Source organism: Streptomyces sp. NPDC041713 (assembly GCF_055591085.1).
In genome coordinates, this window is the sequence record NZ_JBVIZY010000004.1 from 694787 (window position 1) to 719041 (window position 24255).

The 24255-nt window shown below is 72.9% G+C and carries 20 protein-coding genes; 11 read left to right on the plus strand and 9 right to left on the minus strand.

Annotated elements, in window-relative coordinates:
• Positions 1-7: 7 nt before the first annotated feature.
• The 5 genes from ACZ6CV_RS16030 to ACZ6CV_RS16050 form a co-directional block, all read right to left on the minus strand.
• A complete protein-coding gene (locus tag ACZ6CV_RS16030) occupies positions 8-1027 on the minus strand; it encodes an ABC transporter permease (protein WP_358706909.1) in 1020 nt (339 codons plus the stop codon).
• A complete protein-coding gene (locus tag ACZ6CV_RS16035) occupies positions 1024-2541 on the minus strand; it encodes a sugar ABC transporter ATP-binding protein (protein WP_469251373.1) in 1518 nt (505 codons plus the stop codon). The genes ACZ6CV_RS16030 and ACZ6CV_RS16035 overlap by 4 nt, the downstream gene beginning before the upstream one ends.
• Before the next feature lie 163 nt (positions 2542-2704).
• Entirely contained in the window at positions 2705-3886 is a 1182-nt protein-coding gene (locus ACZ6CV_RS16040) for an ROK family transcriptional regulator (protein WP_469251374.1), read from the minus strand.
• Positions 3887-4087: 201 nt separating this feature from the next.
• Positions 4088-4765 (minus strand): GntR family transcriptional regulator, encoded by a 678-nt coding sequence (locus ACZ6CV_RS16045; protein ID WP_469251375.1) that lies wholly within the window; start codon positions 4763-4765, stop codon positions 4088-4090.
• Positions 4766-4921: 156 nt separating this feature from the next.
• On the minus strand, positions 4922-5869 hold the full coding sequence (locus ACZ6CV_RS16050) for a beta-ketoacyl-ACP synthase III (RefSeq protein ID WP_362360584.1): 948 nt from the start codon (positions 5867-5869) through the stop codon (positions 4922-4924).
• 392 nt (positions 5870-6261) lie between these two features.
• Here ACZ6CV_RS16050 and ACZ6CV_RS16055 point away from each other — a divergent pair, with 392 nt between their 5' ends.
• From ACZ6CV_RS16055 to fdhD, 5 genes are read left to right on the plus strand one after another with little or no spacing between them, the layout of a single operon-like run.
• Positions 6262-7233, plus strand: coding sequence for a 2-dehydropantoate 2-reductase (locus ACZ6CV_RS16055; RefSeq protein ID WP_469251376.1), 972 nt, complete (start codon positions 6262-6264; stop codon positions 7231-7233).
• Entirely contained in the window at positions 7230-9170 is a 1941-nt protein-coding gene (locus ACZ6CV_RS16060) for a molybdopterin oxidoreductase family protein (RefSeq protein ID WP_469251377.1), read from the plus strand. The genes ACZ6CV_RS16055 and ACZ6CV_RS16060 overlap by 4 nt, the downstream gene beginning before the upstream one ends.
• An 8-nt stretch (positions 9171-9178) precedes the next feature.
• A complete protein-coding gene (locus tag ACZ6CV_RS16065; RefSeq protein WP_469251378.1) occupies positions 9179-11233 on the plus strand; it encodes an NADH-ubiquinone oxidoreductase-F iron-sulfur binding region domain-containing protein in 2055 nt (684 codons plus the stop codon).
• Entirely contained in the window at positions 11230-12090 is an 861-nt protein-coding gene (locus ACZ6CV_RS16070) for a 2Fe-2S iron-sulfur cluster-binding protein (RefSeq protein ID WP_469251379.1), read from the plus strand. The genes ACZ6CV_RS16065 and ACZ6CV_RS16070 overlap by 4 nt, the downstream gene beginning before the upstream one ends.
• Before the next feature lie 7 nt (positions 12091-12097).
• A complete protein-coding gene (gene fdhD / locus ACZ6CV_RS16075; RefSeq protein WP_469251380.1) occupies positions 12098-12946 on the plus strand; it encodes a formate dehydrogenase accessory sulfurtransferase FdhD in 849 nt (282 codons plus the stop codon).
• A gap of 121 nt (positions 12947-13067) precedes the next feature.
• Here fdhD and ACZ6CV_RS16080 read toward each other — a convergent pair whose 3' ends face one another.
• Positions 13068-13517 carry a MarR family winged helix-turn-helix transcriptional regulator gene (locus ACZ6CV_RS16080; RefSeq protein WP_469251381.1) on the minus strand — a complete coding sequence of 150 codons (450 nt, stop codon included), beginning with the start codon at positions 13515-13517 and terminating at the stop codon, positions 13068-13070.
• Positions 13518-13643: 126 nt separating this feature from the next.
• On the opposite strand from ACZ6CV_RS16080, the gene ACZ6CV_RS16085 reads away from it, so the two are divergent.
• From ACZ6CV_RS16085 to ACZ6CV_RS16095, 3 genes are all read left to right on the plus strand, one after another.
• A complete protein-coding gene (locus ACZ6CV_RS16085; RefSeq protein ID WP_469251382.1) occupies positions 13644-14567 on the plus strand; it encodes a quinone oxidoreductase family protein in 924 nt (307 codons plus the stop codon).
• A gap of 203 nt (positions 14568-14770) precedes the next feature.
• Positions 14771-16666 carry an exo-alpha-sialidase gene (locus tag ACZ6CV_RS16090; protein ID WP_469251383.1) on the plus strand — a complete coding sequence of 632 codons (1896 nt, stop codon included), beginning with the start codon at positions 14771-14773 and terminating at the stop codon, positions 16664-16666.
• A 10-nt stretch (positions 16667-16676) separates the two neighbouring features.
• On the plus strand, positions 16677-17930 hold the full coding sequence (locus ACZ6CV_RS16095) for a DUF4185 domain-containing protein (RefSeq protein ID WP_469251384.1): 1254 nt from the start codon (positions 16677-16679) through the stop codon (positions 17928-17930).
• Here the strand turns inward: ACZ6CV_RS16095 and ACZ6CV_RS16100 are convergent.
• Entirely contained in the window at positions 17866-18879 is a 1014-nt protein-coding gene (locus tag ACZ6CV_RS16100; RefSeq protein ID WP_469251493.1) for a bile acid:sodium symporter family protein, read from the minus strand. The genes ACZ6CV_RS16095 and ACZ6CV_RS16100 overlap by 65 nt on opposite strands.
• Positions 18880-19122: 243 nt before the next feature.
• Here ACZ6CV_RS16100 and ACZ6CV_RS16105 point away from each other — a divergent pair, with 243 nt between their 5' ends.
• The gene (locus tag ACZ6CV_RS16105) at positions 19123-19992 is read left to right on the plus strand and encodes a LysR substrate-binding domain-containing protein (protein ID WP_362360554.1); all 870 of its coding nucleotides are present in this window, start codon (positions 19123-19125) and stop codon (positions 19990-19992) included.
• A 46-nt stretch (positions 19993-20038) separates the two neighbouring features.
• Here the strand turns inward: ACZ6CV_RS16105 and ACZ6CV_RS16110 are convergent, their stop codons facing one another.
• Entirely contained in the window at positions 20039-21016 is a 978-nt protein-coding gene (locus ACZ6CV_RS16110; protein WP_469251385.1) for an Lrp/AsnC family transcriptional regulator, read from the minus strand.
• Positions 21017-21150: 134 nt separating this feature from the next.
• Here ACZ6CV_RS16110 and ACZ6CV_RS16115 point away from each other — a divergent pair, with 134 nt between their 5' ends.
• Together ACZ6CV_RS16115 and ACZ6CV_RS16120 are read left to right on the plus strand one after the other, a co-directional pair.
• Positions 21151-22674 carry an MFS transporter gene (locus ACZ6CV_RS16115; RefSeq protein WP_469251386.1) on the plus strand — a complete coding sequence of 508 codons (1524 nt, stop codon included), beginning with the start codon at positions 21151-21153 and terminating at the stop codon, positions 22672-22674.
• Between the two features lie 120 nt (positions 22675-22794).
• The gene (locus ACZ6CV_RS16120) at positions 22795-23619 is read left to right on the plus strand and encodes a choice-of-anchor K domain-containing protein (protein WP_469251387.1); all 825 of its coding nucleotides are present in this window, start codon (positions 22795-22797) and stop codon (positions 23617-23619) included.
• Positions 23620-23651: 32 nt separating this feature from the next.
• Here ACZ6CV_RS16120 and ACZ6CV_RS16125 read toward each other — a convergent pair whose 3' ends face one another.
• A complete protein-coding gene (locus ACZ6CV_RS16125; RefSeq protein WP_362360543.1) occupies positions 23652-24227 on the minus strand; it encodes a dihydrofolate reductase family protein in 576 nt (191 codons plus the stop codon).
• Between the last annotated feature and the right edge of the window lie 28 nt (positions 24228-24255).

Here is a 24255-nt window from a genome sequence, read left to right on the forward strand (position 1 = left end):
CCTCAGCTCAGGATGTGTGGGCCGTACGTCGTTGGACGAGCACCGCGGCGACGATGATCGCGCCCTTGGCGATCTGCTGGGTCGCGGTCTCCAGGTTGTTGAGCGCGAAGATGTTCTGGATCGTGGTGAAGATCAGCACGCCGAGCACGGAGCCGGTGATGGTGCCCCGGCCGCCGCTGAGCAGGGTGCCGCCGATGATCACCGCGGCGATGGCGTCGAGCTCGTACAGGTTGCCGTTGGTGTTCTGGCCCGAACCGGCCAGGACGATCAGCAGGAAGGCGGCGATGCCGCAGCACAGGCCGGAGAGCAGGTACAGGTAGAGCCGCTGCCTGCGGACGTCGATGCCGGCGAGCCGGGCGGCCTCCGCGTTGCCGCCGACCGCGACCGAGCGCCGCCCGAAGGTGGTGCGGTTGAGCAGCAGCCAGCCGACGACGGTGACGGCGGCGAAGACGATGACCAGCGGCGGGATGCCGAGGATGTAGGAGTCGCGCTCACCGAGGCTGAGGACGCCGTCGACGGTGACCATCTGGGTCTTGCCGTCGGTGATCTGCAGGGCGAGGCCGCGGCCCGAGGCCAGCATGGCGAGGGTGGCGATGAACGGCACGATCCCGCCGTACGCGATGAGCAGGCCGTTGACCAGGCCGCATCCCATGCCGACGAGCACGGCGGTGAAGAGGATGCCGGCGAATCCGTACTCCTGGGTGGCGACCGTCGTCGCCCACACCGAGGCGAGCGCGACGATCGCGCCGACCGACAGGTCGATGCCGCCGGAGATGATCACGAAGGTCATGCCCACGGTGACCACGCCGATGACGGAGGCCTGGGTGAGGATCAGCTGGACGTTGTCGGTGTCGAGGAACGAGTCGGGCTGGGTGATGCCGCCGATCAGGATCAGCACGGCGAGCACACCGAGCAGGGACAGCGTCCGCACGTCGGCGCGGGCCACGGTGGCGCGCCACGGGCGGCCGTTGTCGGCGGGGGCGGTCTTGCGGGTGGCGGCCTCGGCCGCCGGTGCCGGCTGGGTCATGCCGCCGGGCTCCCTTCTAGGACGAGGTCGAGTACGCGGTGTTCGTCGAGGTCACGGGCGGGTGCGGTGTGGACGACGCGGCCCTCGCGGAGCACCAGGACGCGGTCGGCGAGGCCGAGCACCTCGGGCACCTCGCTGGAGACGAGGAGGACGGCGAGGCCCTCGTCGGCGAGCCGGCGGATCACCGCGTACAGCTCGGCGCGGGCACCGACGTCGACGCCGCGGGTGGGCTCGTCGAGCAGCAGGACGCGGCAGCCGCGCAGCAGCCAGCGGGCCAGGACGGCCTTCTGCTGGTTCCCGCCGGACAGGGTGCGCACCGGGACGGACGGCTCGTCGGGGCGCAGGGACAGCTCGCGCGTCGCGGCGCGCGCGGCCTCGCGTTCGGCGCCCCGGTCGAGCCAGCCGCCGTGGCTGAAGCGGGACATGGAGGAGACCGAGACATTGCGGGTGACGGACTCCAGCATGAGCAGGGCCTGCGCCTTGCGCTCCTCGGGGGCGAGCCCGAGCCCGGCGCGGACGCCGGCCCGCACGCTGCCGGGCCGCAACACCCGTCCGTCGACCGTCACTTGACCTGAGCTGGGTTTGCGGGCGCCGTAGATGGTCTCCAGGATCTCCGAGCGTCCCGAGCCGACGAGCCCGGCGAGGCCGACGATCTCGCCGGGGCGCAGTTCGAGGTCGAGGGGCGCGAACTCGCCTTCGCGGGCGAGGCCGCGAGTGGTCAACACCGGTGGTGCGGTGGGTGGTTCGGCGGGCCGGTCGGGGAAGACGTACTCGACGTTGCGACCCGTCATCAGCGCCACGACGTCCTTGGTGGGTGTGGACTTCGCGGGGAGTCCGCCGGCGACGGCGCGGCCGTCCTTGAGGACGGTGACCCGGTCGCCGATGCGGCGGATCTCCTCCAGGCGGTGGGAGATGTAGATGACGGCGACGCCGTCCGCGGTGAGGTCGCCGACGATGCGGAAGAGGTTGTCGACCTCGTCGGGGTCGAGGGCGGCGGACGGCTCGTCCATGACGATGAGGCGGACCTCGTGGGAGAGGGCGCGGGCCATCGAGACGATCTGCCGCTGGGCGGCGGAGAGGTCGCCGACGAGCCGGCCGGGATCGATCTCACCGTGCCCGAGCCGCTTGAGCAGGGCGGCCGTCGACGCCCGCGCCGCCCGGCCGCGGACGACGAACCCGGCGGCGGTCGGCTCATGCCCGAGGTGGACGTTCTCGGCGACGGACAGCCCCTCCACCAGGTCGAGTTCCTGGTAGATGGTGGCGATGCCGAGCCGCATGGCGGCGATCGGGGAGCGGAGCGTGGTGCGTTCGCCGCGCCAGGTGATCTCGCCGTCGTCGGGCTGGTGGGCGCCCGCGAGGACCTTGATGAGGGTGGACTTCCCGGCGCCGTTCTGGCCCAGGAGGCAGTGCACCTCGCCGGCCTGGACCCGCAGGTCGACGCCGTCGAGGGCGCGGACGCCGGGGAACGACTTGGTGATGCCGGACATGGTGAGCAGGGGTGGTTCGGGTGCCATGACGGTTCCCCTCGGCGGCGGCCGCAGCAGGGCAGGGCGGATTCAGGGCAGGGCGAAGAGAGAGGTGACGGTGACGGTGATTGCGCTATTGAGCAGGGCATGACAGAGCGAGGCACGGTGTCGCCACGATCCGTACGTACCGGTGGTAGGTGTCGCCGACCCGTCAGGCCGGTGAGAACAGGTGGTCGCTGATGAGCCGCGCGCCGCCGATGACTCCGGCGGTGGGGCCCAACTCGCCTAGGACGATGGGGAGGTTGCCGGTCGCCAGGGGCAGCGACTGGCGGTAGACCTGGGTGCGGATCGCGGCGAGCAGCGTGTGGCCGAGGCCGGTCACACCGCCGCCGATCACCACGAGACCGGGGTTGAAGAAGCTGACGAGGCCCGCGATGACCTGGCCGGTGCGGTTGCCGCCGTCGCGGATGAGGTCGAGCGCGGTGGCGTCTCCCGCCGCCGCGGCCGCCGCGACGTCGACGGCGCTGAGCCGCCCCGTCTCGTCGAGCCGCGTGGCGAGCTCCGCCGAACGCCCCTCCCTGGCCGCCTCCTCGGCGTCGCGGGCGAGCGCCGCTCCGCTGAAGTAGGCCTCCAGGCACCCCTTGTTGCCGCAGGCGCAGGGGCGTCCGTCCGGTTCGGACTGGATGTGGCCGATGTCGCCCGCACTGCCCGTCGTACCGCGGTGGACCTCACCGCCGACGACGATGCCGCAGCCGATACCGGTGCCGATCTTGACGCAGAGGAAGTCGCCCACGGAGCGTGCGACGCCCGCGTGCTGCTCCCCCATCGCCATCAGGTTCACGTCGTTGTCGACCATGACGGGGCAGCCGAGGTCCTGGCTGAGCGCCTCCCGCACGGGGAAGCCGTCCCAGCCCGGCATGATCGGCGGGGCGACCGGCACACCCTCCGGGAAGCGGACGGGTCCGGGGACGCCGATGCCGGCGCCGTCGAACCCTTCCGCGAGCCCGGAGGCCTTGAGCTTGGCCGCCATGGCGAGGACCTGCTCGAAGACCGCGACCGGGCCCTCGCGCACGTCCATGGGCTGGTTGATGTGGCCGAGCACCTCCAGCTCGGCGTTGGTCACCGCGACGTCGATCGAGGTCGCGCCGATGTCCACGCCGAGGAAGCGGAGGGCCGGGGCCAGGCGGATGTTGTGGGACCGGCGGCCGCCGCGCGAGGCGGCGAGTCCGTCGGCGACCACGAGTCCGGTCTCCAGGAGCCGGTCGACCTCGACGGCCAGTTTGGACCGCGAGAGATCGACCTGATCGCCCAGCTGGGCGCGGGAGTTGGGACCTCCGTCGCGCAGCAGCCGCAGCAAGCGCGCCTGGTGCGCATTGGCGGGTCGAGCCGTCATACGTCTCACGCGCCCCTCCCCGCCTCATCGGGCTTCCCGTGCCGTTGCCGTCAGGCTTTGCGTGCCGTCGCCTTCGGGCTTCCTTCAGGCTTTCGAGGGGAACGTAGCAGCGCCTGTCGGGGCTGGGAAGAAGTTGCGCAGGAATTACCCATGACTTTCTCCAGTCACAGGACAAAGGTGGCGGCGCGCAGGCCGCAGGGCTCAGTCCGTCTCGCGCTGGTGGTAGGTGCGCCGGGTGTGCTCGGTGTGGGCCCGCATGATGTCCGTGGCGCGCTGTTCGTCGCGCTCGGCGATGGCCGCGATCAGCTCGCGGTGCTCCAGCCAGGACTGACTGCCGCGCTGCCGGGCCACCGGCGTGTAGTACCAGCGGACCCTGCGGTCCACCTGCCCGGCGAGCTCGGCGAGGACCACGTTGCCCGCGAGCTCCATCACCTTGGCGTGGAAGGCCGCGTTGAGGGTGACCACCTGGTCCACGTCGCCGTCCGCCACGGCTTGTTCGCCGCGGGTGCACAGCTCGTCGAGGGCGGTGATGCCGGCGGTGCCGGTGTTCGCGGCGGCGAGGCGTGCGGCCTCGGCCTCCAACAGGGTGCGCACGGTGAGGAGTTGGTCCGCCTCCTGCTCGGTCGGCTCGTGCACGAACGCGCCCTGGGCGGGCCGCAGGTCGACCCAGCCCTCGGTGTTGAGCCGCTGCAGCGCCTCGCGCACCGGCTGCCGCGAGACGCCCAGGTGGCCGGCCAGTTCGCTCTCGACCAGGTGCTGGCCGGGCTGCAGCGAGCGGGTGGTGATCAGTTCGAGCAGCGCCTCGTAGACCCGCTCCCGGAGCGGTCCCGGGCGTTCGAGCTTGGGCACCGCTCCTTGCGGCAGTCCAGTGGACAACATCGCGGTCCCCTCCTCGACGATTGCCTTTTGTCTACAGTCTACGAGCCGGAGGGGCCAGCACCAGGGCGAGTTGAGCCGATCACAGCGCCGCACATGACTCATTCATGGGCATCGCATGACCCGTTCTTGGGTATCGCGCGGGCCTGCGCGGCCGTGTCAGGGGCAGCGCACGACCTGTCCCGCGTACGAGAGGTTGCCGCCGAAGCCGAACAGCAGGACCGGGTCGCCGGAGCGGAGGTCACCGCGCTCGACGAGCTTCGACAGGGCCATGGGGACGCTCGCCGCCGAGGTGTTGCCGGACTCGACGACGTCCCGCGCGACGACGGCGTTCACGGCGCCGATGCGCTCGGCGAGCGGCTCGATGATCCGCAGGTTGGCCTGGTGCAGGACGACCCCGGCGAGGTCGGCCGGGGTGAGCCCGGCGCGCTCGCAGGCCGCGCGGGCGAGCGGGGGCAGCTGGGTCGTCGCCCAGCGGTAGACGCTCTGGCCCTCCTGCGCGAAGCGCGGCGGCGTGCCCTCGATGCGGACGGCGTTGCCCATCTCGGGCACCGAGCCCCACAGCACCGGGCCGATGCCGGGCTCCTCGCCGGGCCCGCACGCCTCGACGACGGCCGCGCCCGCGCCGTCGCCGGTCAGCACGCAGGTGGTGCGGTCCGTCCAGTCGGTGACCTCGGTCATCTTGTCCGCGCCGATGACCAGGGCGCGGGTGGCGGCGCCGGCCCGCAGGGTGTGGTCGGCGGTGGCGAGGGCGTGCGTGAAGCCCGCGCAGACGACGTTGACGTCCATCGCGCACGGCCCCGGGATGCCGAGCCGTGCGGAGACCCGGGCGGCCATGTTCGGGGAGCGGTCGATGGCCGTGGAGGTGGCGACCAGGACCAGGTCGATCGCCTCGGGCGGCAGGCCCGCGGCCGCGAGCGCCTTGCCGCCGGCGTGCGCGGCCAGCTCGTCGACCGGCTCCTCCGGGCCCGCGACGTGGCGGGTGCGGATGCCCACCCGGGACCGGATCCACTCGTCGCTGGTGTCGACCATGCCCGCGAGCTCCTCGTTCGTGAGGATCTTGGCGGGCTGGTAATGGCCGACAGCGGCGATGCGCGAGCCGTGCATGGACGGGTCCCCCTTGGTGCGGACGTGGTGCGGAAACTGCTGGCCGGACTCGGGTGCCGGAGATGCGGGACCCTCCAGTCTGGTCAGCGACCGGTGAGTAACCGTGCGCGTGATGCGACAGGAAAGGGGCGCGGGGTTTGGATGCTTCTCATGATCCGGTCACCCTCTGCTGAGGGGTGTGACCTTGTGTGCGAGTGCGTGTCATCCGTAGGTGCGACGCCGCAAAAGGCAGGGCACCCGGCGCCGCCCGGCGCACGCAGTGCTGTGCGAACCCTTGCTGGCCCAACTTCCATACTGTAGACAATATTTCGTAGACGTTTTCTTCGCGTCCTGCGGCACACGCTCGCCGCCCCTCACGTTCCTCGGATCCCTCAACCGAACGGAGCGCCCCCGTGAAAGTCGCAGTCCTCGGTGCCGGTGCGATCGGCGCCTACGTCGGAGCCGCGCTGCACCGCGCGGGCGCCGACGTCCATCTCGTCGCCCGTGGACCACACCTCGCGGCCATGCGGCGGCACGGAGTCCGGGTGCTGAGCCCGCGCGGCGACTTCACCGCGCGGGCCCGCGCCACCGACGACCCGGCCGATATCGGGCCCGTCGATTTCGTCTTCCTGGGCCTGAAGGCCCACTCGTACGCGGCGTGCGGGCCGCTGATCGCGCCGCTGCTGCACGAGCGCACCGCGGTCGTCGCCGCGCAGAACGGCATCCCCTGGTGGTACTTCCACTGGCACGGCGGCCCGCACGACGGCCACCGCGTCGAGAGCGTCGACCCGGGCGGCGCGGTGAGCGCGGTCCTCGCGCCGGAACGCGCGATCGGCTGTGTCGTCTACGCGGCGACCGAGCTCGAAGGGCCGGGCGTCGTACGCCACTTGGAGGGCACCCGCTTCTCCGTCGGCGAGCCCGACCGGTCCCGCTCGGCGCGGTGCACGGCGTTCAGCGAGGCCATGGTGGCGGGCGGCCTCAAGTGCCCGGTCGAGCCGGAACTGCGCGGCGACATCTGGATCAAGCTGCTCGGCAACATCTCCTTCAACCCGATCAGCGCGCTGTCCCGCGCCACCATGGCCGAGATGTGCCGGCACGGCGGCACCCGGCGCGTCATCGAGATCATGATGAACGAGACGCTCGCCGTCGCCGCCGCCCTCGGCTGCAAACCGGACATCTCGGTGGAGCGGCGTCTCGCCGGCGCCGAGCGGGTCGGCGACCACCGCACCTCCACCCTCCAGGACCTGGAGCGCGGCAAACCGCTCGAACTCGACGTGCTGCTCGCGGCCGTCGTCGAGCTGGCGGACATCACCGGCGTCCCGGTGCCCACGCTGCGCACCGTGCACGCCATCTCGGACCTGCTCGCAGTGAGGACCGCCGCATGAGCCCACGTGACGACGCCCGCGGGGCCAGGACCCGCACCCCCAAGACGTACACCCGCCTCACCCACCCCCTGGTCCGCGACGCCCGCGACGAACCGCTGCGCCGGGCCACCTGGGAGGAGGCGCTGACCCGCACGGCGGCCGGGTTCGAACGGGCCCGCGGCGCCTTCGGCATGTTCTCCTGCGCCCGCGCCACCAACGAGATGAACTACGTGGCGCAGAAGTTCGCCCGCGTGGTGATGGGCACCAACAACGTCGACTCCTGCAACCGCACCTGCCACGCGCCCAGCGTCGCCGGGCTGTCGGCCGCGTTCGGCTCGGGCGGCGGCACCTCCTCGTACGAGGAGGTCGAGCACACCGACGTGATCGTGATGTGGGGCTCCAACGCCCGCTTCGCGCACCCGATCTTCTTCCAGCACGTCCTCAAGGGCATCCGCAACGGCGCCCGGATGTACGCGGTCGACCCGCGCCGCACGAAGACCGCGGAGTGGGCGGAGAGCTGGCTGGGCCTGGACGTCGGCACGGACATCCCGATGGCGCACGCGATCGGCCGCGAGATCATCCACGCGGGCCTGGCCAACCACGCGTTCATCGAGCGGGCGACCACCGGCTTCGACGACTACGCAACCCTCGTCGAGCCGTGGACGCTGTCGCTGGCCGAGCAGGTGACGGGTGTACCGGCCGCTGCCATCCGGGAGTTGGCGCACGCCTACGCGCGCGCCGAACGGGCGCAGCTGTGCTGGACGCTCGGCATCACCGAGCACCACAACGGCACGGACAACGTGCGCGCGCTGATCAACCTGTCGCTCCTGACCGGCCACGTGGGCCGCTACGGCTCGGGGCTGCAGCCGCTGCGCGGCCAGAACAACGTGCAGGGCGGCGGCGACATGGGCGCCATCCCCAACCGCCTGCCCGGCTTCCAGGACCCGCGCGACCCGGACACCCAGCGGAAGTTCGAGTCGGCGTGGCACACGGTCATCCAGCCGCGGTACGGGCTGACGCTCACCGAGATGTTCGAGGCGATGGAGGAGGGCACCCTCAAGGCCGTCTACTGCATCGGCGAGAACCCCGCGCAGTCCGAGGCGGACAGCGAGCAGGCGGTACGACGGCTGCGTGCCCTGGACTTCCTGGTCGTGCAGGACATCTTCCTGACGAAGACGGCCGAGCTGGCGGACGTGGTGCTGCCCGCGACCGCCGCGTGGGCGGAGACGGACGGCACGACGACCAACAGCGAGCGGCGCGTGCAGCGGGTCCGGGCGGCGGTGCGGCCGCCCGGCGAGGCGCGCGAGGACATCGACGTCCTGTGCGACCTCGCCACGCGGCTCGGCCACGACTGGAAGTACGCCGACGCGCGGGCGGTCTGGGACGAGGTGCGGGCGCTCTCGCCGGACCACCACGGCATGACGTACGAGCGGCTCGACGCGCTGAAGGGCATCCAGTGGCCCTGCCCCGACGAGGACGGACTCGAACCGCCTTATCTGCACGGCAGGTTGTGGGACGCGGATCCGGCGCGGCGCGGTCCGCTCGCGCCGTTCGGGCTCGTCGAGCACGATCCGCCGGTCGACGTCACCGACGAGGCGTACCCGATCCGGCTGACGACCGGGCGGCGCCTGGACTCCTACAACACCGGTGTGCAGAGCGGGGGTTACGCTTCGCCGCTGCGCCGCGGCGAGTACGTCGAGCTGTGCCCGCAGGACGCGGAGCGGTACGGCGTCGTGACGGGCGAGGAGGTCCGGGTCTCGTCGCGGCGCGGGACGGTGACGGCGCCGGTCTGGATCGACCCGGGCCTGCGTCCCGGCCTGGCCTTCATGACCATGCACTTTCCCGACGAGGTCGACACCAACCGGCTGACGATCGAGGCGAATTGCCCGATCGCGGGCACGGCCGAGTTCAAGGCGTCGGCGATACGCATCGACAAGCTGTCCGCACCAGTGAGGTGAGGTGACGTATGGATCTGCACTTCGGTGACAGCGAGCCGACGGACGAGGAGCGGGCGGCCGTCGACTCCGTGCTCGGCCCGCCCGGAGCCGCCTGGGAGCTCCCCGCCGGTCGGAGCACGGACGGCGACGGCGCGGACGGCGACGGCGCGGAACTGCGCTGGGCGCGGGGCGGCCGGGCGGCCCGGGACCGGCGCGACCAGCTGTTGCCGGGGCTGCACGCCCTCAACGACCGGGTGGGGTGGATCAGCGAGGGCGGCCTCGACTACCTGTGCCGGCGGCTGACGGTTCCGCCGGCGGAGGCGTACGGGGTGGCCACGTTCTACTCCATGTTCTCGGTGCGCCCGCGGCCGGCGACGGTGGTGCGGGTGTGCACGGATCTGGCGTGCGGGGGCGCCGCGCTGTGCGGTGAGGTGACGGAGCGGTTGCGCTCCGCGCCGGGGGTGGCGGTGGAGGCGAGCCCCTGTCTGGGGGTGTGCGAGCGGGCTCCGGCGGCGATGGTGGTGCGGGCGGGGGCTCCCTCTTCCGCCGGTCCGGCGTGTGAGGACGAGCGCGCGGTGCGATCGGGAGGCCGGGGGCAGAGCCCCCGGGACGGCGCCCCCGTGGCGGCGGAGCCGCTGGATTCGGGTGGGGGCGGGAGCGGGGGGAAGGCCCACGCCACCGCGACCATCGCCCCGGCCACACCCGAGACCCTCGCCGCCGCGGCCACGAACCCCGACCTCGCCCCCGCCGAACCCCCGGCCGCCCTGTCCGTCCCCCAGACCGGCCACCCAAGCCACTCGAGCCACCCGGGCCTCCCAGACCACCCGGACCACCCGGACCACTCGGGCTCGGGCCACCCGGAGCGCGCCGACCTGCTGCTCCTGCACCGGATCGGCACCGTCGATCCCGCCTCCCTCGACGACTACCGCGCCCACGGCGGCTACACCGCCCTGCGCCGCGCCTTCGCCATCGGTCCCGCCGAGGTCATCCGGGAGGTCACCGAGTCGGGGCTCGTCGGCCGGGGCGGCGCCGCCTTCCCCACCGGCCGGAAGTGGGCGGCGACCGCGGCGCAGCCGGACCACCCGCACTACCTCGTCTGCAACGCCGACGAGTCCGAGCCCGGCACCTTCAAGGACCGGGTGCTCATGGAGGGCGATCCGTACGCCCTGATCGAGGCGATGACGATCGCGGGGTACGCGACCTGCGCCCACCTGGGCTACCTCTACCTGCGCGGCGAGTACCCGCGCGCGCTCCGGCGGCTGCGGCACGCGATCGGCCGGGCCCGCGCGCGGGGTCTGCTGGGCGACGACGTGCTCGGGCAGGGGTACGCCTTCGACATCGAGATCAGGCGGGGCGCGGGCGCCTACATCTGCGGCGAGGAGACCGCCCTCTTCAACTCCATCGAGGGGTACCGGGGCGAGCCGCGGTCCAAGCCGCCCTTCCCGGTCGAGAAGGGCCTGTTCGGCAAGCCCACCGCCGAGAACAACGTGGAGACCCTCGTCAACGTCCTGCCCATCCTGACGATGGGTGCCCAGGCGTACGCCGCCATCGGCACCGGTCAGTCGACCGGGCCCAAACTGTTCTGCGTCTCCGGCAGCGTGACGCGGCCCGGCGTCTACGAGCTGCCGTTCGGGGCCACGCTCGGCGAACTCCTCGACCTCGCCGGGAAGCCGGACAACCTCCGCGCGGTCCTGCTCGGCGGTGCCGCGGGCGGCTTCGTGCGCCCCGACGAGCTGGACATCCCGCTGACGTTCGAGGGCACCCGCGCCGCCGGCACCACCCTCGGCTCGGGCGTCGTGCTCGCCCTCGACGACACGGTGCCGCTCCCCCACATCCTGCTGCGCATCGCGGAGTTCTTCCGGGACGAGTCGTGCGGGCAGTGCGTGCCCTGCCGGGTCGGCACCGTACGCCAGGAGGAGGCCCTGCACCGGCTCCTGCAGCGGACCGGCGCCGAGGCGGCCGGCGACATCGCGCTCCTGCGCGACGTGGGCCGCGTCATGCGGGACGCCTCGATCTGCGGTCTCGGCCAGACCGCGTGGAATGCCGTGGAATCCGCCATCGACCGTCTGGGGGCGTACGCATGACCGCCGTTCCGCTGCAACCGCCGCGCCGCCTCGTGGAGTTCACCCTGGACGGGCAGGAGGCCAGGGTGCCGGAAGGGGCGACGCTCCTGGACGCCTGCCGCGCCGCGGGAAAGGACGTCCCGACCCTGTGCGAGGGCGACACCCTGACCCCCAAGAACGCCTGCCGGGTCTGTGTCGTCGAGGTGGAGGGCGCCCGCACCCTCGCGCCGGCCTGCTCACGCCGGGCCGAACCCGGCATGACGGTCCGCACCGACACCGAGCGCACCCGGCACAGCCGCCGCCTCGTCCTCGAACTGCTCGCCTCCTCCATCGACTTGTCGACGACGCCGAAGGTGGCGGGGTGGCTCAAGGAGTACGAGGCGAAGCCGGACCGCTTCGGTCCCGACGCGGCGCGCCTGAACGAGGAGCCACGGGTCGACAACGACCTGTACGTGCGCGACTACGACAAGTGCATCCTCTGCTACAAATGCGTCGACGCGTGCGGCGACCAGTGGCAGAACACCTTCGCCATCGCGGTGGCGGGCCGCGGCTTCGACGCCCGTATCGCCGTCGAGCACGACGCGCCGCTGACCGACTCGGCGTGCGTGTACTGCGGGAACTGCATCGAGGTGTGCCCGACGGGCGCGCTCAGCTTCAAGTCGGAGTTCGACATGCGGGCGGCGGGGACCTGGGACGAGCCGGCGCAGACCGAGACGACGACGGTCTGCGCGTACTGCGGAGTCGGCTGCAGCCTGACCCTGCACGTGCAGGACAATGACATCGTGAAGGTCACCTCGCCGCACGACAGCCCGGTGACCCACGGCAACCTCTGCATCAAGGGCCGCTTCGGCTACCAGCACGTACAGAACCGGGACTGATCGACACATGGGACGAGTCACTGAGCGACGCAAGGTGATCCGGGTCCGGGACGGGCACGTCTCGGAGCGGCCCGACACCCTGGTCGCCGAGGAACCCCTGGAGATCCAGCTCAACGGCAAGCCGCTGGCCATCACCATGCGCACGCCCGGTGACGACTTCGCGCTCGCGGCCGGGTTCCTGGTCAGCGAGGGCGTGCTCGGCGCCGCGGACGAGCTCCAGTCGATCGTGTACTGCGCCGGCGCGACCGCCGACGGCGTGAACACGTACAACGTGGTCGACGTGCGGACCGCGCCGGGCGTCGTCGTCCCCGACATCACGCTGGAGCGCAACGTCTACACCACGTCCTCGTGCGGCCTGTGCGGCAAGGCGAGCCTGGACGCGGTCCGCACCACCGCGCGCTTCCCGATAGCCGACGCTCCCCCGGTCCGGCTCGGCACCGAGCTGCTCGCGAGCCTCCCCGACCGGCTGCGCGCGCGGCAGCAGGTCTTCGACCGGACCGGGGGGCTGCACGCCGCGGCGCTCTTCGACGAGGAGGGGGAACTCCTCGACCTGCGCGAGGACGTGGGGCGGCACAACGCCGTCGACAAACTCGTCGGCCGCGCCCTGCAGGAGGGCCGGCTTCCGCTCTCCCGCGCGGTCCTGCTCGTCTCGGGCCGCGCCTCCTTCGAGCTCGCCCAGAAGGCCGTGATGGCGGGCATCCCGATGCTCGCCGCGGTCTCCGCGCCGTCGTCGCTCGCGGTGGACCTGGCCGCCGAGACGGGGCTGACGCTGGTCGGCTTCCTGCGCGGCTCCTCCATGAACGTGTACGCGGGCGAGCACCGCGTCGCCCTGCGGGCCGCGGCCTCCCAGGGCTGACCCGGGACACCCGCCACACGGCGGCGGCGCCCCGGCCGGCGGGGAGCGCCCCCTGCGCCGGCCGGGCCCCCTGCCCCTGCCCCGCGTCGAGCCCCGTCCCGGCGTCACGGCCGTACCGGCGTCAGTCCTGCGGCTCGACCCCCGAGATCCGGACCAACAGCGCCAGGAACTGTTCACGTTCCGCCGCCGAGAGGGGCGCGAGGAATTCGGCGTTGGCCTGCTCGGCCGCCTCGGCGCAGCGCCGCACGGTCCGCCTGCCGCGCGCGGTGATGGTGATCGCGTTCTTGCGGCGGTCCGCGGGGTCGGGTGCGCGTTCGACCAGCCCGTCGGCCTGCAGGTCGTTCAGGACGCCGACCATGTCCTTCGGGTCGAGCGAGACGCTCCGGCCGAGCTCCGCCTGGGCGAGCGGGCCGAGGTCGGCGACGGCGCACAGCACCACGTGGTGCCACATCTTCAGCCCCTCGCGCGCCAGCGCCTCGGCGACCAGGCCGCGCCCGCGGGCGGCCGCGCGGCCGAGCAGCCAGCTGGGGAGGGTGCGGATGGTGCTGGGGGCGGGCGGTGTCGTGGCCATGGGAGCAGCCTAGCCAAGGATCGCGTAATCGTTGGACTTCCCCACGGTTTCTGGTCTACAGTCGGAGTCGTTGGGAGTCCCAACGGTTTCCCGGTTTCCCGGTTTCCGGTGTCTGGAGGTGGTCGGATGCGTCGCGTCCGGTACGAGCGCAGTGGTGGACCCGAGGTCCTGTTCCTGGAGGAGGTCCCCGTCCCCGAACCGGGGCCCGGTGAGCTCCTGGTGCGGGTCGAGGCGGTCGGCGTCACCCTGCCCGTCGTCCGCAAGGTCCGCGAGGACTGCCCGCCGATCCCGCTCGGCGGAGAGATCGCCGGTGCGGTCGTCGCCATAGGCGAAGGCGTCACCGCTTACGCGCCGGGCGACCGGGTGACCGGCCTCGTCTTCGGCCACGGGTACGCCGACCACGCCCTGCTGCACACCACGATGGCCTCCCCCGTGCCGGAGGGCGCGAGCGCCGTCGACGCCGTCGCGCTGGTCCGCTCCGGCCTCGTCGCCCGCGGCGCCCTCGAAGCGGCCCGCCCGGCGCCCGGCGAGTCCGCGCTCGTCACCGCGGCGGCGAGCGGCGTCGGACACCTCGCCGTGCAGCTGGCCCGGGCGAAGGGCGCGGGCCGGGTCGTGGCCGCCGTGTCCGACGCCGCCAAGGCGGACTTCGTGCGCGGCCTCGGCGCCGACGAGGTCGTCACGTACGACCGGGCGGAGTGGGGCGAGCCCGTGGACTACGTCCTGGACGCGGTCGGCGGCGAGTTGCTCACGCCGGCCGTCCGCTCCCTCGCCCCGCACGGCCGGCTCGTGGCGTACAGCTCGGGCGGCGGCACGGTGGCCGCGTACGACCTGCTCGTCGGCGCGAAGTCCGTCATCGGGTTCCAGATGGGGCTGATCGCGCGCGGGCGGCCGCAGCTGTACGAGGCGTGGCGGCGCGAGCTGTGGGAGCTGCACGCGGCGGGCGCGCTGCGGCCCGCGGTGCACGCGGAGTTCGCCCTGGAGGACGCGGCGGACGCGCACGCGGTGATCGAGGCGCGGGCCAACCGGGGCAAGGTCGTCCTGATCCCGTGACGCCTGCTCCTTGTGGGTGGCGGAGAGCCCCACGTAGCGTCTGTGCCACGCACATGGGACGTGGGATGTCAGGATGTCCGCATACGCGATGTCCACATAACCGTACGACCTGACCGACCGTCATCCCGGGTCCGGGACCGGGGCGCCTCGCCCCGGCCCCTCTTCGCCATGAGTCGCCGTCGCCCCGAAAGGCGGACCGCACCATGCCATCGAGCCTCCGTGCACGTCTGAGACCGCTCCGCGCCGCCACGGCCCTGCTGACCGCCGTCGCCGTCGGCGCCCTGCTGCCCGCACCCTCGGCGCAGGCGGCGCGGGCGGCGGCCGCGCCGGCCCCCGCCTTCGAACAGCAGGTGCTGTTCAGGGCCTCCCAGGATCCCGGTTACGCCTGCTACCGCATCCCCGCCGTGGTGCGGACGGCCAAGGGCACGCTCCTCGCCTTCGCCGAGGGACGGGTGAACAACTGCGGCGACGCGGGCGACATAGACATCGTGGTCAAGCGGTCCCACGACGGCGGGCGGACCTGGGGTCCGCTCCAGGTGGTCACCGAGGGCGCGGGCGACACCCACGGCAACCCCGCCCCCGTCGTGGACCGCAGGACCGGCCGCATCCTCCTCGCCGAGACGTACAACACCGGCCGCACGGACGCGCAGAACTGCACCATCCCCTGCGACCGCACCCCCCACCTGCAGTACAGCGACGACGACGGCCGCAGCTGGTCGGCGCCGCGCGATCTGAGCGACCAGATCCTGCCGAAGGACTGGAACTCGTGGTACGCGACCGGCCCCGTGCACGGGCTGCAGCTGACCCGCGGCCGGCACCTGGGCCGGCTCGTCTTCACCGCCAACACCGAGACGTGGGACGGCAGTCGGGTCACCGCCAACCACGCGGCGCTGATCCTCAGCGACGACGGCGGCGACCACTGGAGGATCGGCGCCAGGGACTCGTATCCGATACCGGCCGACGGCACCTTCCGGCAGAAGCCGTCCGAGATGACGATCACCGAGCGGCCCGACGGGACCCTCTACGTCAGCGGCCGCGAGCAGGACGGCACGGACCTGGGCCACCGCACGCACACCGTCAGCCGCGACGGCGGGAACTCCTTCGCCGCGCCGTTCCGGGCGATCCCCGATCTGTACACGCCCCAAGTGCAGGGCTCCACACTGCAGTTCGGCAAACGGATGCTGCTCGCCTGCCCCGCCGACCCCGACCGGCGCCGCACCATGCAGATCCGCTCCTCCTACGACGGCGGCCGCACCTGGGACAGCGTCGACCGCGGTACGACGGTGACCACCGACTGGTCGGGCTACTCCGACCTGGTGCGGGCCGACGGCGCGCACGGGGGGCTGCTGTACGAGGGCGGCGCCGTCGACGCGCGCGACGAGATCCGCTTCGCCCGCTTCACCGAGGAGTGGCTCGCGCCGCGCCGCGGCCCGGACCCGACCACCCCCGACCGGGCGCCGGGCGCCCGTCCCGCGGCGGTGCTGGGCGGGGCGCGCACGACCGAGGGACGGTTCGGCGGAGCGCTCGCCCTGGACGGGACCGACGACGCGGTACGACTGCCCTTCCGGCGTCACCTGCCGCTCGGTACAAGCGACTTCACGGCCTCGCTGTGGTTCCGCTACTCCGCCACGACCGGTGAGCAGCCGCTGCTCTGGATGGGCGGCATCGGCACCAACCAGCCGCAGGTGTGGCTGCGCGGCGAGCCCGCGAGCAACCGGGTCACCGGCCTGATCACCACGCGCGAGGGCGCCGCGCCCCCGAGGTCGGCGTCCGTGCGCACCACCGGCGCGTACAACGACGGCCGGTGGCACCATGTCGCCCTGCGCCGCGGCGACGGGCGCCTGACGCTCTTCCTCGACGGGGAGCGGGTCGAAGCCCCGGACGTGCCGGGCTCGGTCAGCCGCAACTCCCCCTTCGGCGTGCACGTCGGCCAACGCATGGACAGCCGCGCCTACTTCACCGGGGCCATCGACGAAGTACGGGTGTACGACAGGGCGTTGGACGACGACCGGATGGAAGCCCTGCGTACGGAAGGGACCGCTGTGACACGGGACACCGTGATCCGGCTCCCCATGGACCACGTGCGCGGCAGCAACTAACGTCCCGGGCGTGTCCGCCCGCGAACGTTCCGCCCCCGGGCCGCGCAGGATCTGGCCGGTCCTGCTGCTGGTCCTGGCCTGCGCGGCCGTGCTGCTCATCGCCCTCCCGGACGACGACCGGGAGGGCGACGCGACGTGCCGCCCCCGTACGGTCTCCTCCTGGAGCGCCGACGACGCGGCCACCGCGGAGTTCGCCCGGTACGGCGACGACACGGCGCGCACCGACGACTGGACCGGCGGCGACGGCACCCACTCGGTGCGGCTGCCGGACGGACGGGTGCTGTGGCTGTTCTCCGACACCTTCCTCGGCCAAGTCCACGCGCCGCCCAACCCGGTGGGCCAGCCGCACACCTGGCGCGACGCGAACACCCCGATGGTCCGCAACTCCGCGGTGGTGATGTCCCGTTCGGGCACCCTGCGGCGCACCCTCGCCGCGCCGCTCTTCCCCGATCCGGCGCCGCAGCAGTGGCGCTGGCCGGTGGCGGCCCGCGTGGAGCCCCGCAGCCCCGGCGCCGACGAGCGGGTCGTGCGGGTGCTGCTGTGGACCCGGCAGGCGAGCCAGGGCCCGTGGATCTACGGCGTCCCGCTGGCCACGGAGGTCGCCACCCTCTCCCTGCCGGATCTGCGCGTCGAGTCCGTCGTGAAGGTCTCCGACCAGCAGGCGGTGGCCGATCCGCAGAAGCGGGTGCTATACGGCACGACGACGGTCGACGACGACGGCTGGACGTACGTCTTCGGCGGCACGGACGCCCAGGCGGCCGCCCGCCCCTCCTCCCACGCCCATGTGGCGCGCGTCCCGCACGGCAGGCTCGCCGACGCCTCGGCGTGGGAGTACTGGGACGGCGAGGAGTGGGGGCACCGGGTGACGTCGCGGTCCGTGCTCGGGGACGGCGGGCGCAAGGGGGTGGGCAGCGCGTTCACCGTGGTGCGGGACGACGGCACGTATGTCCTGTTCACCATGGCCGCGGGCACCGAGGGCCTGACCACCGTCGCCTCGTACTGGTCGTGCTCACCGACCGGCCCCTGGCACGGTCCCGCCAAGGCCTTCGAGGCGCCGCTCCCCCGGGACGGCAACCCGCAGCAGGAGACCGCCGCGTACAACCCGCAGGTCCACCCGGCGCTCGGCGGCGACGGCCGGGTCGTCCTCAGCTACGACGTCAACTGGCTCAACGCGACGCCCACGACCGCGCAGGCCAATGTCAGCCGGAACGTGTCGCTGTACCGACCGCGGTTCGTGTCCCTGCGTCTTGCGGCGGCTCGCTGACGAACTCCTGGGGGTCGCGCGAGCGGCGCTTGGCGATGACGGCGCAGACCATCAGCTGCATCTGGTGGAAGAGCATCAGCGGCAGCACCGCGAGGGAGGCGTCCGCGCCGAACAGGACGCTCGCCATGGGCAGTCCGGCGGCCAGGGACTTCTTCGACCCGGCGAACTGGATCGCGATCCGGTCCGCCCGTCCGAAGCCGAGCCGCTTCGCGCCGTACCAGGTCAGCGTCAGCATCACCGCGAGCAGCACCGCCTCGACGCCGAGCAGCGCGAGCAACCGCACCGGGTGCACCTGGTGCCAGATGCCCTGCACCATGCCCTCGCTGAACGCGGTGTAGACGACCAGCAGGATCGAGCCGCGGTCGACGTAGCCGAGGATCTTCTTGTGCCGCGTGATGAAGCCGCCCACCCAGCGGCGCAGGAACTGCCCGGCGAGGAACGGCACTAGCAGCTGCAGCACGATCTTGACGAGCGAGTCGCCCGAGAACCCGCCGCCGCTCTCCCCGAGCAGCGCCGCCGCGAGGAGCGGGGTGAGCAGGATGCCGGCGAGCGAGGAGAAGGAGCCCGCGCAGATCGCCGCGGGGACGTTGCCGCGGGCCATCGAGGTGAAGGCGATGGACGACTGGATCGTCGAGGGCACCAGGGTGAGGAAGAGGAAGCCGCTGAAGAGCGCGGGGGTCAGGACGTACGGGACGAGTCCCTTCGCCGCGAGCCCGAGCAGCGGGAAGACGACGAACGTACAGGCCAGGACCGTGACATGGAGCCGCCAGTGCTTCACCCCGTCCAGCGCCTCGCGGGTGGAAAGGCGGGCGCCGTAGAGGAAGAAGAGCAGGGAGACGGCCGCGGTGGAGGCGCCGGAGGCCACGTCGGCGGCGGTGTCGCGGGCGGGCAGCAGGGCCGCGAGCCCCACGGTCGCGAGCAACGCCACGATGTAGGGGTCGACCGGCATCCAGGACGGCCACTTCAGGCGTTTCACGGTGCTCCATGTGCTCGGTGCGGGGTGGTACGGGTGGTGCGGGTCGTACGGGGTGGTAGGGGTCGTACGGGTGGCGCTGGGTCGGCGGGGGGGGGGGCGTCGATCGGCGCCCGTGACGTGCCCCTCCCATGATCCTCCCGTCCCGGGTGATCGGGAATCCCGTACACCGCACTGACTGCCATCGCGATACGTGATGACCGGGTTAGGCTGGCCCGTGTGTACGACCCCTCGCAGCTCCGTACCTTCCTCGCGGTCGCCCAGACGCTGAGCTTCACGCGCGCGGCCCGGCGGCTGAACCTGCGCCAGTCGACCGTCAGCCAGCACGTGCGCCGCCTGGAGGAGGCGGCCGGACGGCAGCTGTTCACCCGCGACACCCACAGCGTGGAGCTCACCGAGGACGGCGAGGCGATGCTCGGCTTCGCCCGCCGGATCCTGGCCGCGCACGAGCAGGCGGCGGCGTTCTTCACCGGCAGACGGCTCGGCGGGCGGCTGCGGTTCGGGGCGTCGGAGGACTTCGTCCTGACCCGGCTCACCGACATCCTGGAGTCGTTCCGCCACGACCACCCCGACGTCGACCTGGAGCTGACCGTCGAGCTGTCCGGCACGCTGCACAAGCGACTGGACGCGGGCAGGCTCGACCTGGTGCTGGCCAAGCGGCGCCCGGAGGACCCGCGCGGCGAGCTGGTCTGGCAGGACGACCTGGTCTGGATCGGCTCCGAACGGCTGCGGCTCGACCCCGAGCGCCCGGTGCCGCTCATCGTCTATCCCCCGCCGGGCATCACCCGCGCCCTCGCCTTCGAGGCCCTTGAGCGGCGGGGCCGCGCGTGGCGGGTGGCCTGTACGAGCGGCAGCCTCAACGGCCTGGTGGCGGCGGCCCGCGCCGGCCTCGGCGTGATGGCGCACTCCCGGGGCCTGATCCCGCCGGGCCTCGTCCGCGTCCCGGACCGGGCGGGCCTGCCGGAGCTGGGCTCGGTCGACTTCGTCCTGCTGCACGGAGAGCGGCGGGCCTCCGCGCAGGAGGCCGCGGACGCGCTGGCGGCGGCGATCCTGGCGGGCGGCGACCGGCTGCACCGGGGCGGTCGGTAGCGAGCCGCGCGTCGCGCCCCACGGGGCCCGTCGCCGCACCAGGCCCCTAGCGCAGGGGCCGCGGGTAGGTCAGCTCCTTGAAGCGGCGCAGATACGGCGCCGATTCGACGTGCCGCACGCCGTCGAGCGTCCCGAGGCCACCGCTCAGATAGGCGTAGAGCTCCGCGGTGTCGCGGGTCAGGACGCTCGCCATCAGGTTGGCGGTGCCGGTGATCGCGGAGACGTGGGCGGTCTCGGGGTGTTCCGCCATCGCCCGGCCCACGGCGTCCAGGGCGCCGGGCGCGACCGTGATCCACAGCATGGTGGCCGTGGTGAACCCGAACCGCGCGGTGTCGTACTCGACGTCGATGTAGAGGGCGCCCGAACCGAGCAGCGCGGCGATGCGGCGCTTCACCGCGGACTCGGAGCGGCCCGTGACGCGCTGCAGTTCGGGGTAGGTGGCGCGGCCGTCCGCCTTCAGGGCCGCGACCAGGGGCTCGTCGTCGGGCGCGATGCGGACCGGCCCCGTCGTCTCCGGGGGCACGAAGGCACCCAGCGCGGCGACCTGGTCGGCGGCGAGCGGCCGGTGCTTGCCGATCCAGCCGGTGCGGCCGCCGTAGAAGCGGTGCAGCAGCTGGTGGGCGGTGACCTCGATGAGCTTGCGGCTGCGCAGGAGCTTGCCGAAGAGCAGGTCGTCGTAGTCGCCGGCGGTGCGCGGCAGCGTCAGACAGACCACTTCGGTGCCGGCCGATGTGAGGTGGACCCACGCGGTGTCGGGCCTGCGGGCCAGCGCCGCCGCGACGGCCTCCGCGCCGTCGGGCGCGCAGCGCAGCCGCAGCATCCACTCGTCGCGGCCGAGGCGCCGGGGGTCGCGGACGCCGATGACGCGCAGCCCGGCCTCGGCGCGCAGCCGGCGGTAGCGCCGGGCGACCGTCTGGTCGGAGACCCCGAGAACACCGGCGATACGGCTGAAGGGGGCCCGCCCGTCGATCTCCAGGGCGTGCAGCAGCTTCCGGTCCAGCTCGTCGAAGCCGTCGGATTCCACCAGCGATGCCCCTCTGCATGTCGGATCCTGCCGCCTACCCGTGCTCTGTCACCGGGATCGTCCGACGGCTGCCTCATCGTACGACGACGGCCACCGGGACCCGGATCGGCCGCGAGACGGAGGAAGGACGAGAGATGCGTACATGGGGGCCGCTGACCGCGGTGTCGCTGGGAACGTTCATGCTGCTGCTGGACGTGTCGATCGTGATCGTGGCGCTGCCCGACATGGCGCGGGCGCTTGACGCCTCGCTGAGCGATCTGCAGTGGGTCATCGACGGTTACGCGCTGGCGCTTGCCGCGCTGCTGCTCGGGGTCGGCGCCGCCGCCGACGTGCTCGGCAGGCGGCGGCTGAACGTGCTCGGCACCGCGCTCTTCGCGGCGGCCTCGCTCGCGTGCGGGCTCGCCTCGGACGCCCAACTGCTCGTGGCGGCCCGCGCCGTGCAGGGCCTGGGCGCCGCCGCGATGCTCGCGACGACACTGCCGCTGCTCGGCGCCGCCTACCAGGGGCGCGCCCGGTCGACCGCGCTCGGGGTGTGGGGCGCGGTGAGCGGGGCGTCGGCCGCGCTCGGCCCGGTCGTGGGCGGACTGCTCACCCAGGGGCCCGGCTGGCGCTGGATCTTCTTCGTGAACCTGCCGGTGAGCGTGGTGTCGATATGGCTGACGCTGCGCGTGGTGCCGGAGTCGGAGGCGCCCGCGGGGCGGCGGGTCGACTGGGCGGGCACGGCGGCGTTCGCGTGCTTCGCGGGGGCGGGGACGTACGGGGTGCTGCGCGGCGGTGCGGAGGGCTGGGCGTCGGCGGCCACGGGGGCGTCCTTCGTGCTCTCCGCACTCGCGCTGCTCTGCTTCGTCTTGGTCGAACGGCGCGTCGCGCAGCCGCTCCTCGACCTGCGGCTGCTGCGCAAGCCCGCCTTCACCGGGGTGCTGATCGGCGCCGTCGGCTACAACGGGGCGGCCTTCGGTGTCGTGCCGTATCTGTCCCTCTGGCTGCAGACCGTGCTCGGCATGAGTCCGGTGCGCGGCAGTCTGGTGCTGCTGCCGCTGGCCGTGACGTCGTTCGTGGTGGCCCTGCTCGCCGGGCGGCTGCTGCACGGGGCCCCGCCGCGTCTGGTCATCGGGGTCGGGCTGCTGCTGATCGGTGCGGGCGGGCTGTCCATGGCGGTGCTCGACGCCGGGTCGTCCTGGGCGGCGCTCGCACCGGGTCTGACGGTCACGGGGGTCGGCGCGGGGCTGGTCGCGCCGGGTCTCGCCGGCGCCGCGCTCGCCGCGGTGCCGCCCGCGAACGTCGGGATGGCGGGCGGCGCGGTCAACACCTTCCGCCAGCTCGGATACGCGGTCGGGGTGGCCCTGTTCGGCACGGTGCTCACCTCTCGTATGGAGGACTCGCTCGGCCGCTCGGCGGCGCACACCGCAGCGGGCGGCGGCGCGTCGGCCCTGCACGGCACGGTGTCCGAGCACGCGGTGCGCGCGGCCTTCGCCTCCGGCCTCAACGGCGCGTCGCTGGCGGCGGGTGCGGCGGGACTGGTCGCGGGCGCCCTGGTGCTCGTGCTGGTGCGGACGCCGCGGCGGCCGGAAGGTACGGGTTCGGCCCGGCCGTCGGACCGCCCCGTGGGCGATGCCGCCTCGTCGCCGCGCATCGACGCGGCCCGTACCGCATCTTGACGGCCCGCACCGGTCCCCGCGCCGTCCGTGCCACGCGAGCCCGCGAGAGACGGGAGGGGGCTCGTGGGCTCTGAGTGCGGGGCTTCGTCCCCCTCGACGGAATACTCCGACGGAAAGTCCGTGGAGGTTATCGGTCATTCGCGAAGACTGCCGAACCTTCCTGAATTCGCCTTTCGGTCCTATCCGCCCCAAAGCTATCGTCACGGTCCCGGCCGGTCGGCCGGGACGACATCAACCGGGGCAGAGGAGATCTGCACGCTCGGCACGTTCACCCACCAGAACTTCCCGATCCAGGGCATGCCGCAGAACCAGTGCGAGATCGATCTCGCCGCGCGCGTCGTGTTCGAGGACCAGGTCCCGCACGACTTCAGTTTCCGGTTCCAGCACAACGAGACGCCGAACGTCGGCCCGAACCCCGAGGACATCGTCGACCTGCCCACCCGGGTGTCACCGGAGGCGGTCACCATCGACAACACCGAATACGCGGTGGTCATCACGGGATTCAAGCAGGGCGGCCAGATCGTCACGCGTTTCATCAGCCCGGAGAACGCCGCCAACAGCGCGGACCTCGTCGCCGTGCTGGCCCGCACCGGGCAGCCGGACGTCCACATCACCACCGTGCGGTTCAAGGGCGAGGTGAAGCGCTCGCAGGCCGACGAGTACGTGGAGGTCGTCAACCGCGGCACCGCGCCCGCCGACATCTCCGGCTGGGTGCTCGGCGCGGACGACGCGGGGCAGGACTTCACCTTCCCGGCGGGCACGACGCTGCTGCCCGGCGCCCGCATCCGTATCTACACCGACCAGAACCACCCGGAGTGGGGCGGCTTCTCGTACGGCAGCGGACGCCCCATCTGGAACGACCGGGGTGACGCGGCCAGGCTGCGCGACACCGGCGGCACCCTGATCTCCGAGTACGCCTACGGGTCGGCCGCGTCCGCTCCCTGAGCCGCGCCCTGTCTCCGTCCCGCTCGCGCGGGTCAGTGGAGGGTGGGCCGGTAGATGAGCTCCTGGATGTGGCCGTCGAGCGTCCGGCTCTCCAGCAGTTCCAGGTCGAAGTCGTCCGCGCCCCGGAAGATGGGGGCAAGGCCGGTGCGGCCGGTGACGACGGGGAAGACCGTCACCTGCAGGCGGTCGACCAGGCCCGCGGCCATCAGCGCCCGGTTCATCGACAGGCTGCCGTGCGAGCGCAACGGCACGGCGGACTCCTTCTTGAGCCGGGCGACGACGTCGACGGCGTCCCCGTGCGCCACGGTCGCGTCCGGCCAGTCGAGCGGGTCCTCCAGCGTCGTCGACACCACGGTCGCCGGCAGGTTCACCATCCGGGTGACCCACGGGTCGCGCACCTCGGACTCCTCGGTGGCCGCCCCCAGCATCTGCACGAACTCCCGGTGGGTTCGGGCGCCGAAGACCATGCGCTGCTCCGCGCCGTACAGCGAGAGGCGGTGGTCGAGCAGCTCGGGGCCCTGCTTGCCCCAGTACCCGGTCCAGTCGCCCTCGGCGGAGCCGTAGCCGTCGAGGCTGGAAAAGACGTCGAAGGTGTAGGTGGCGGCCATGGTGTTCTCCTCGGGGCGGCGGCTGCGG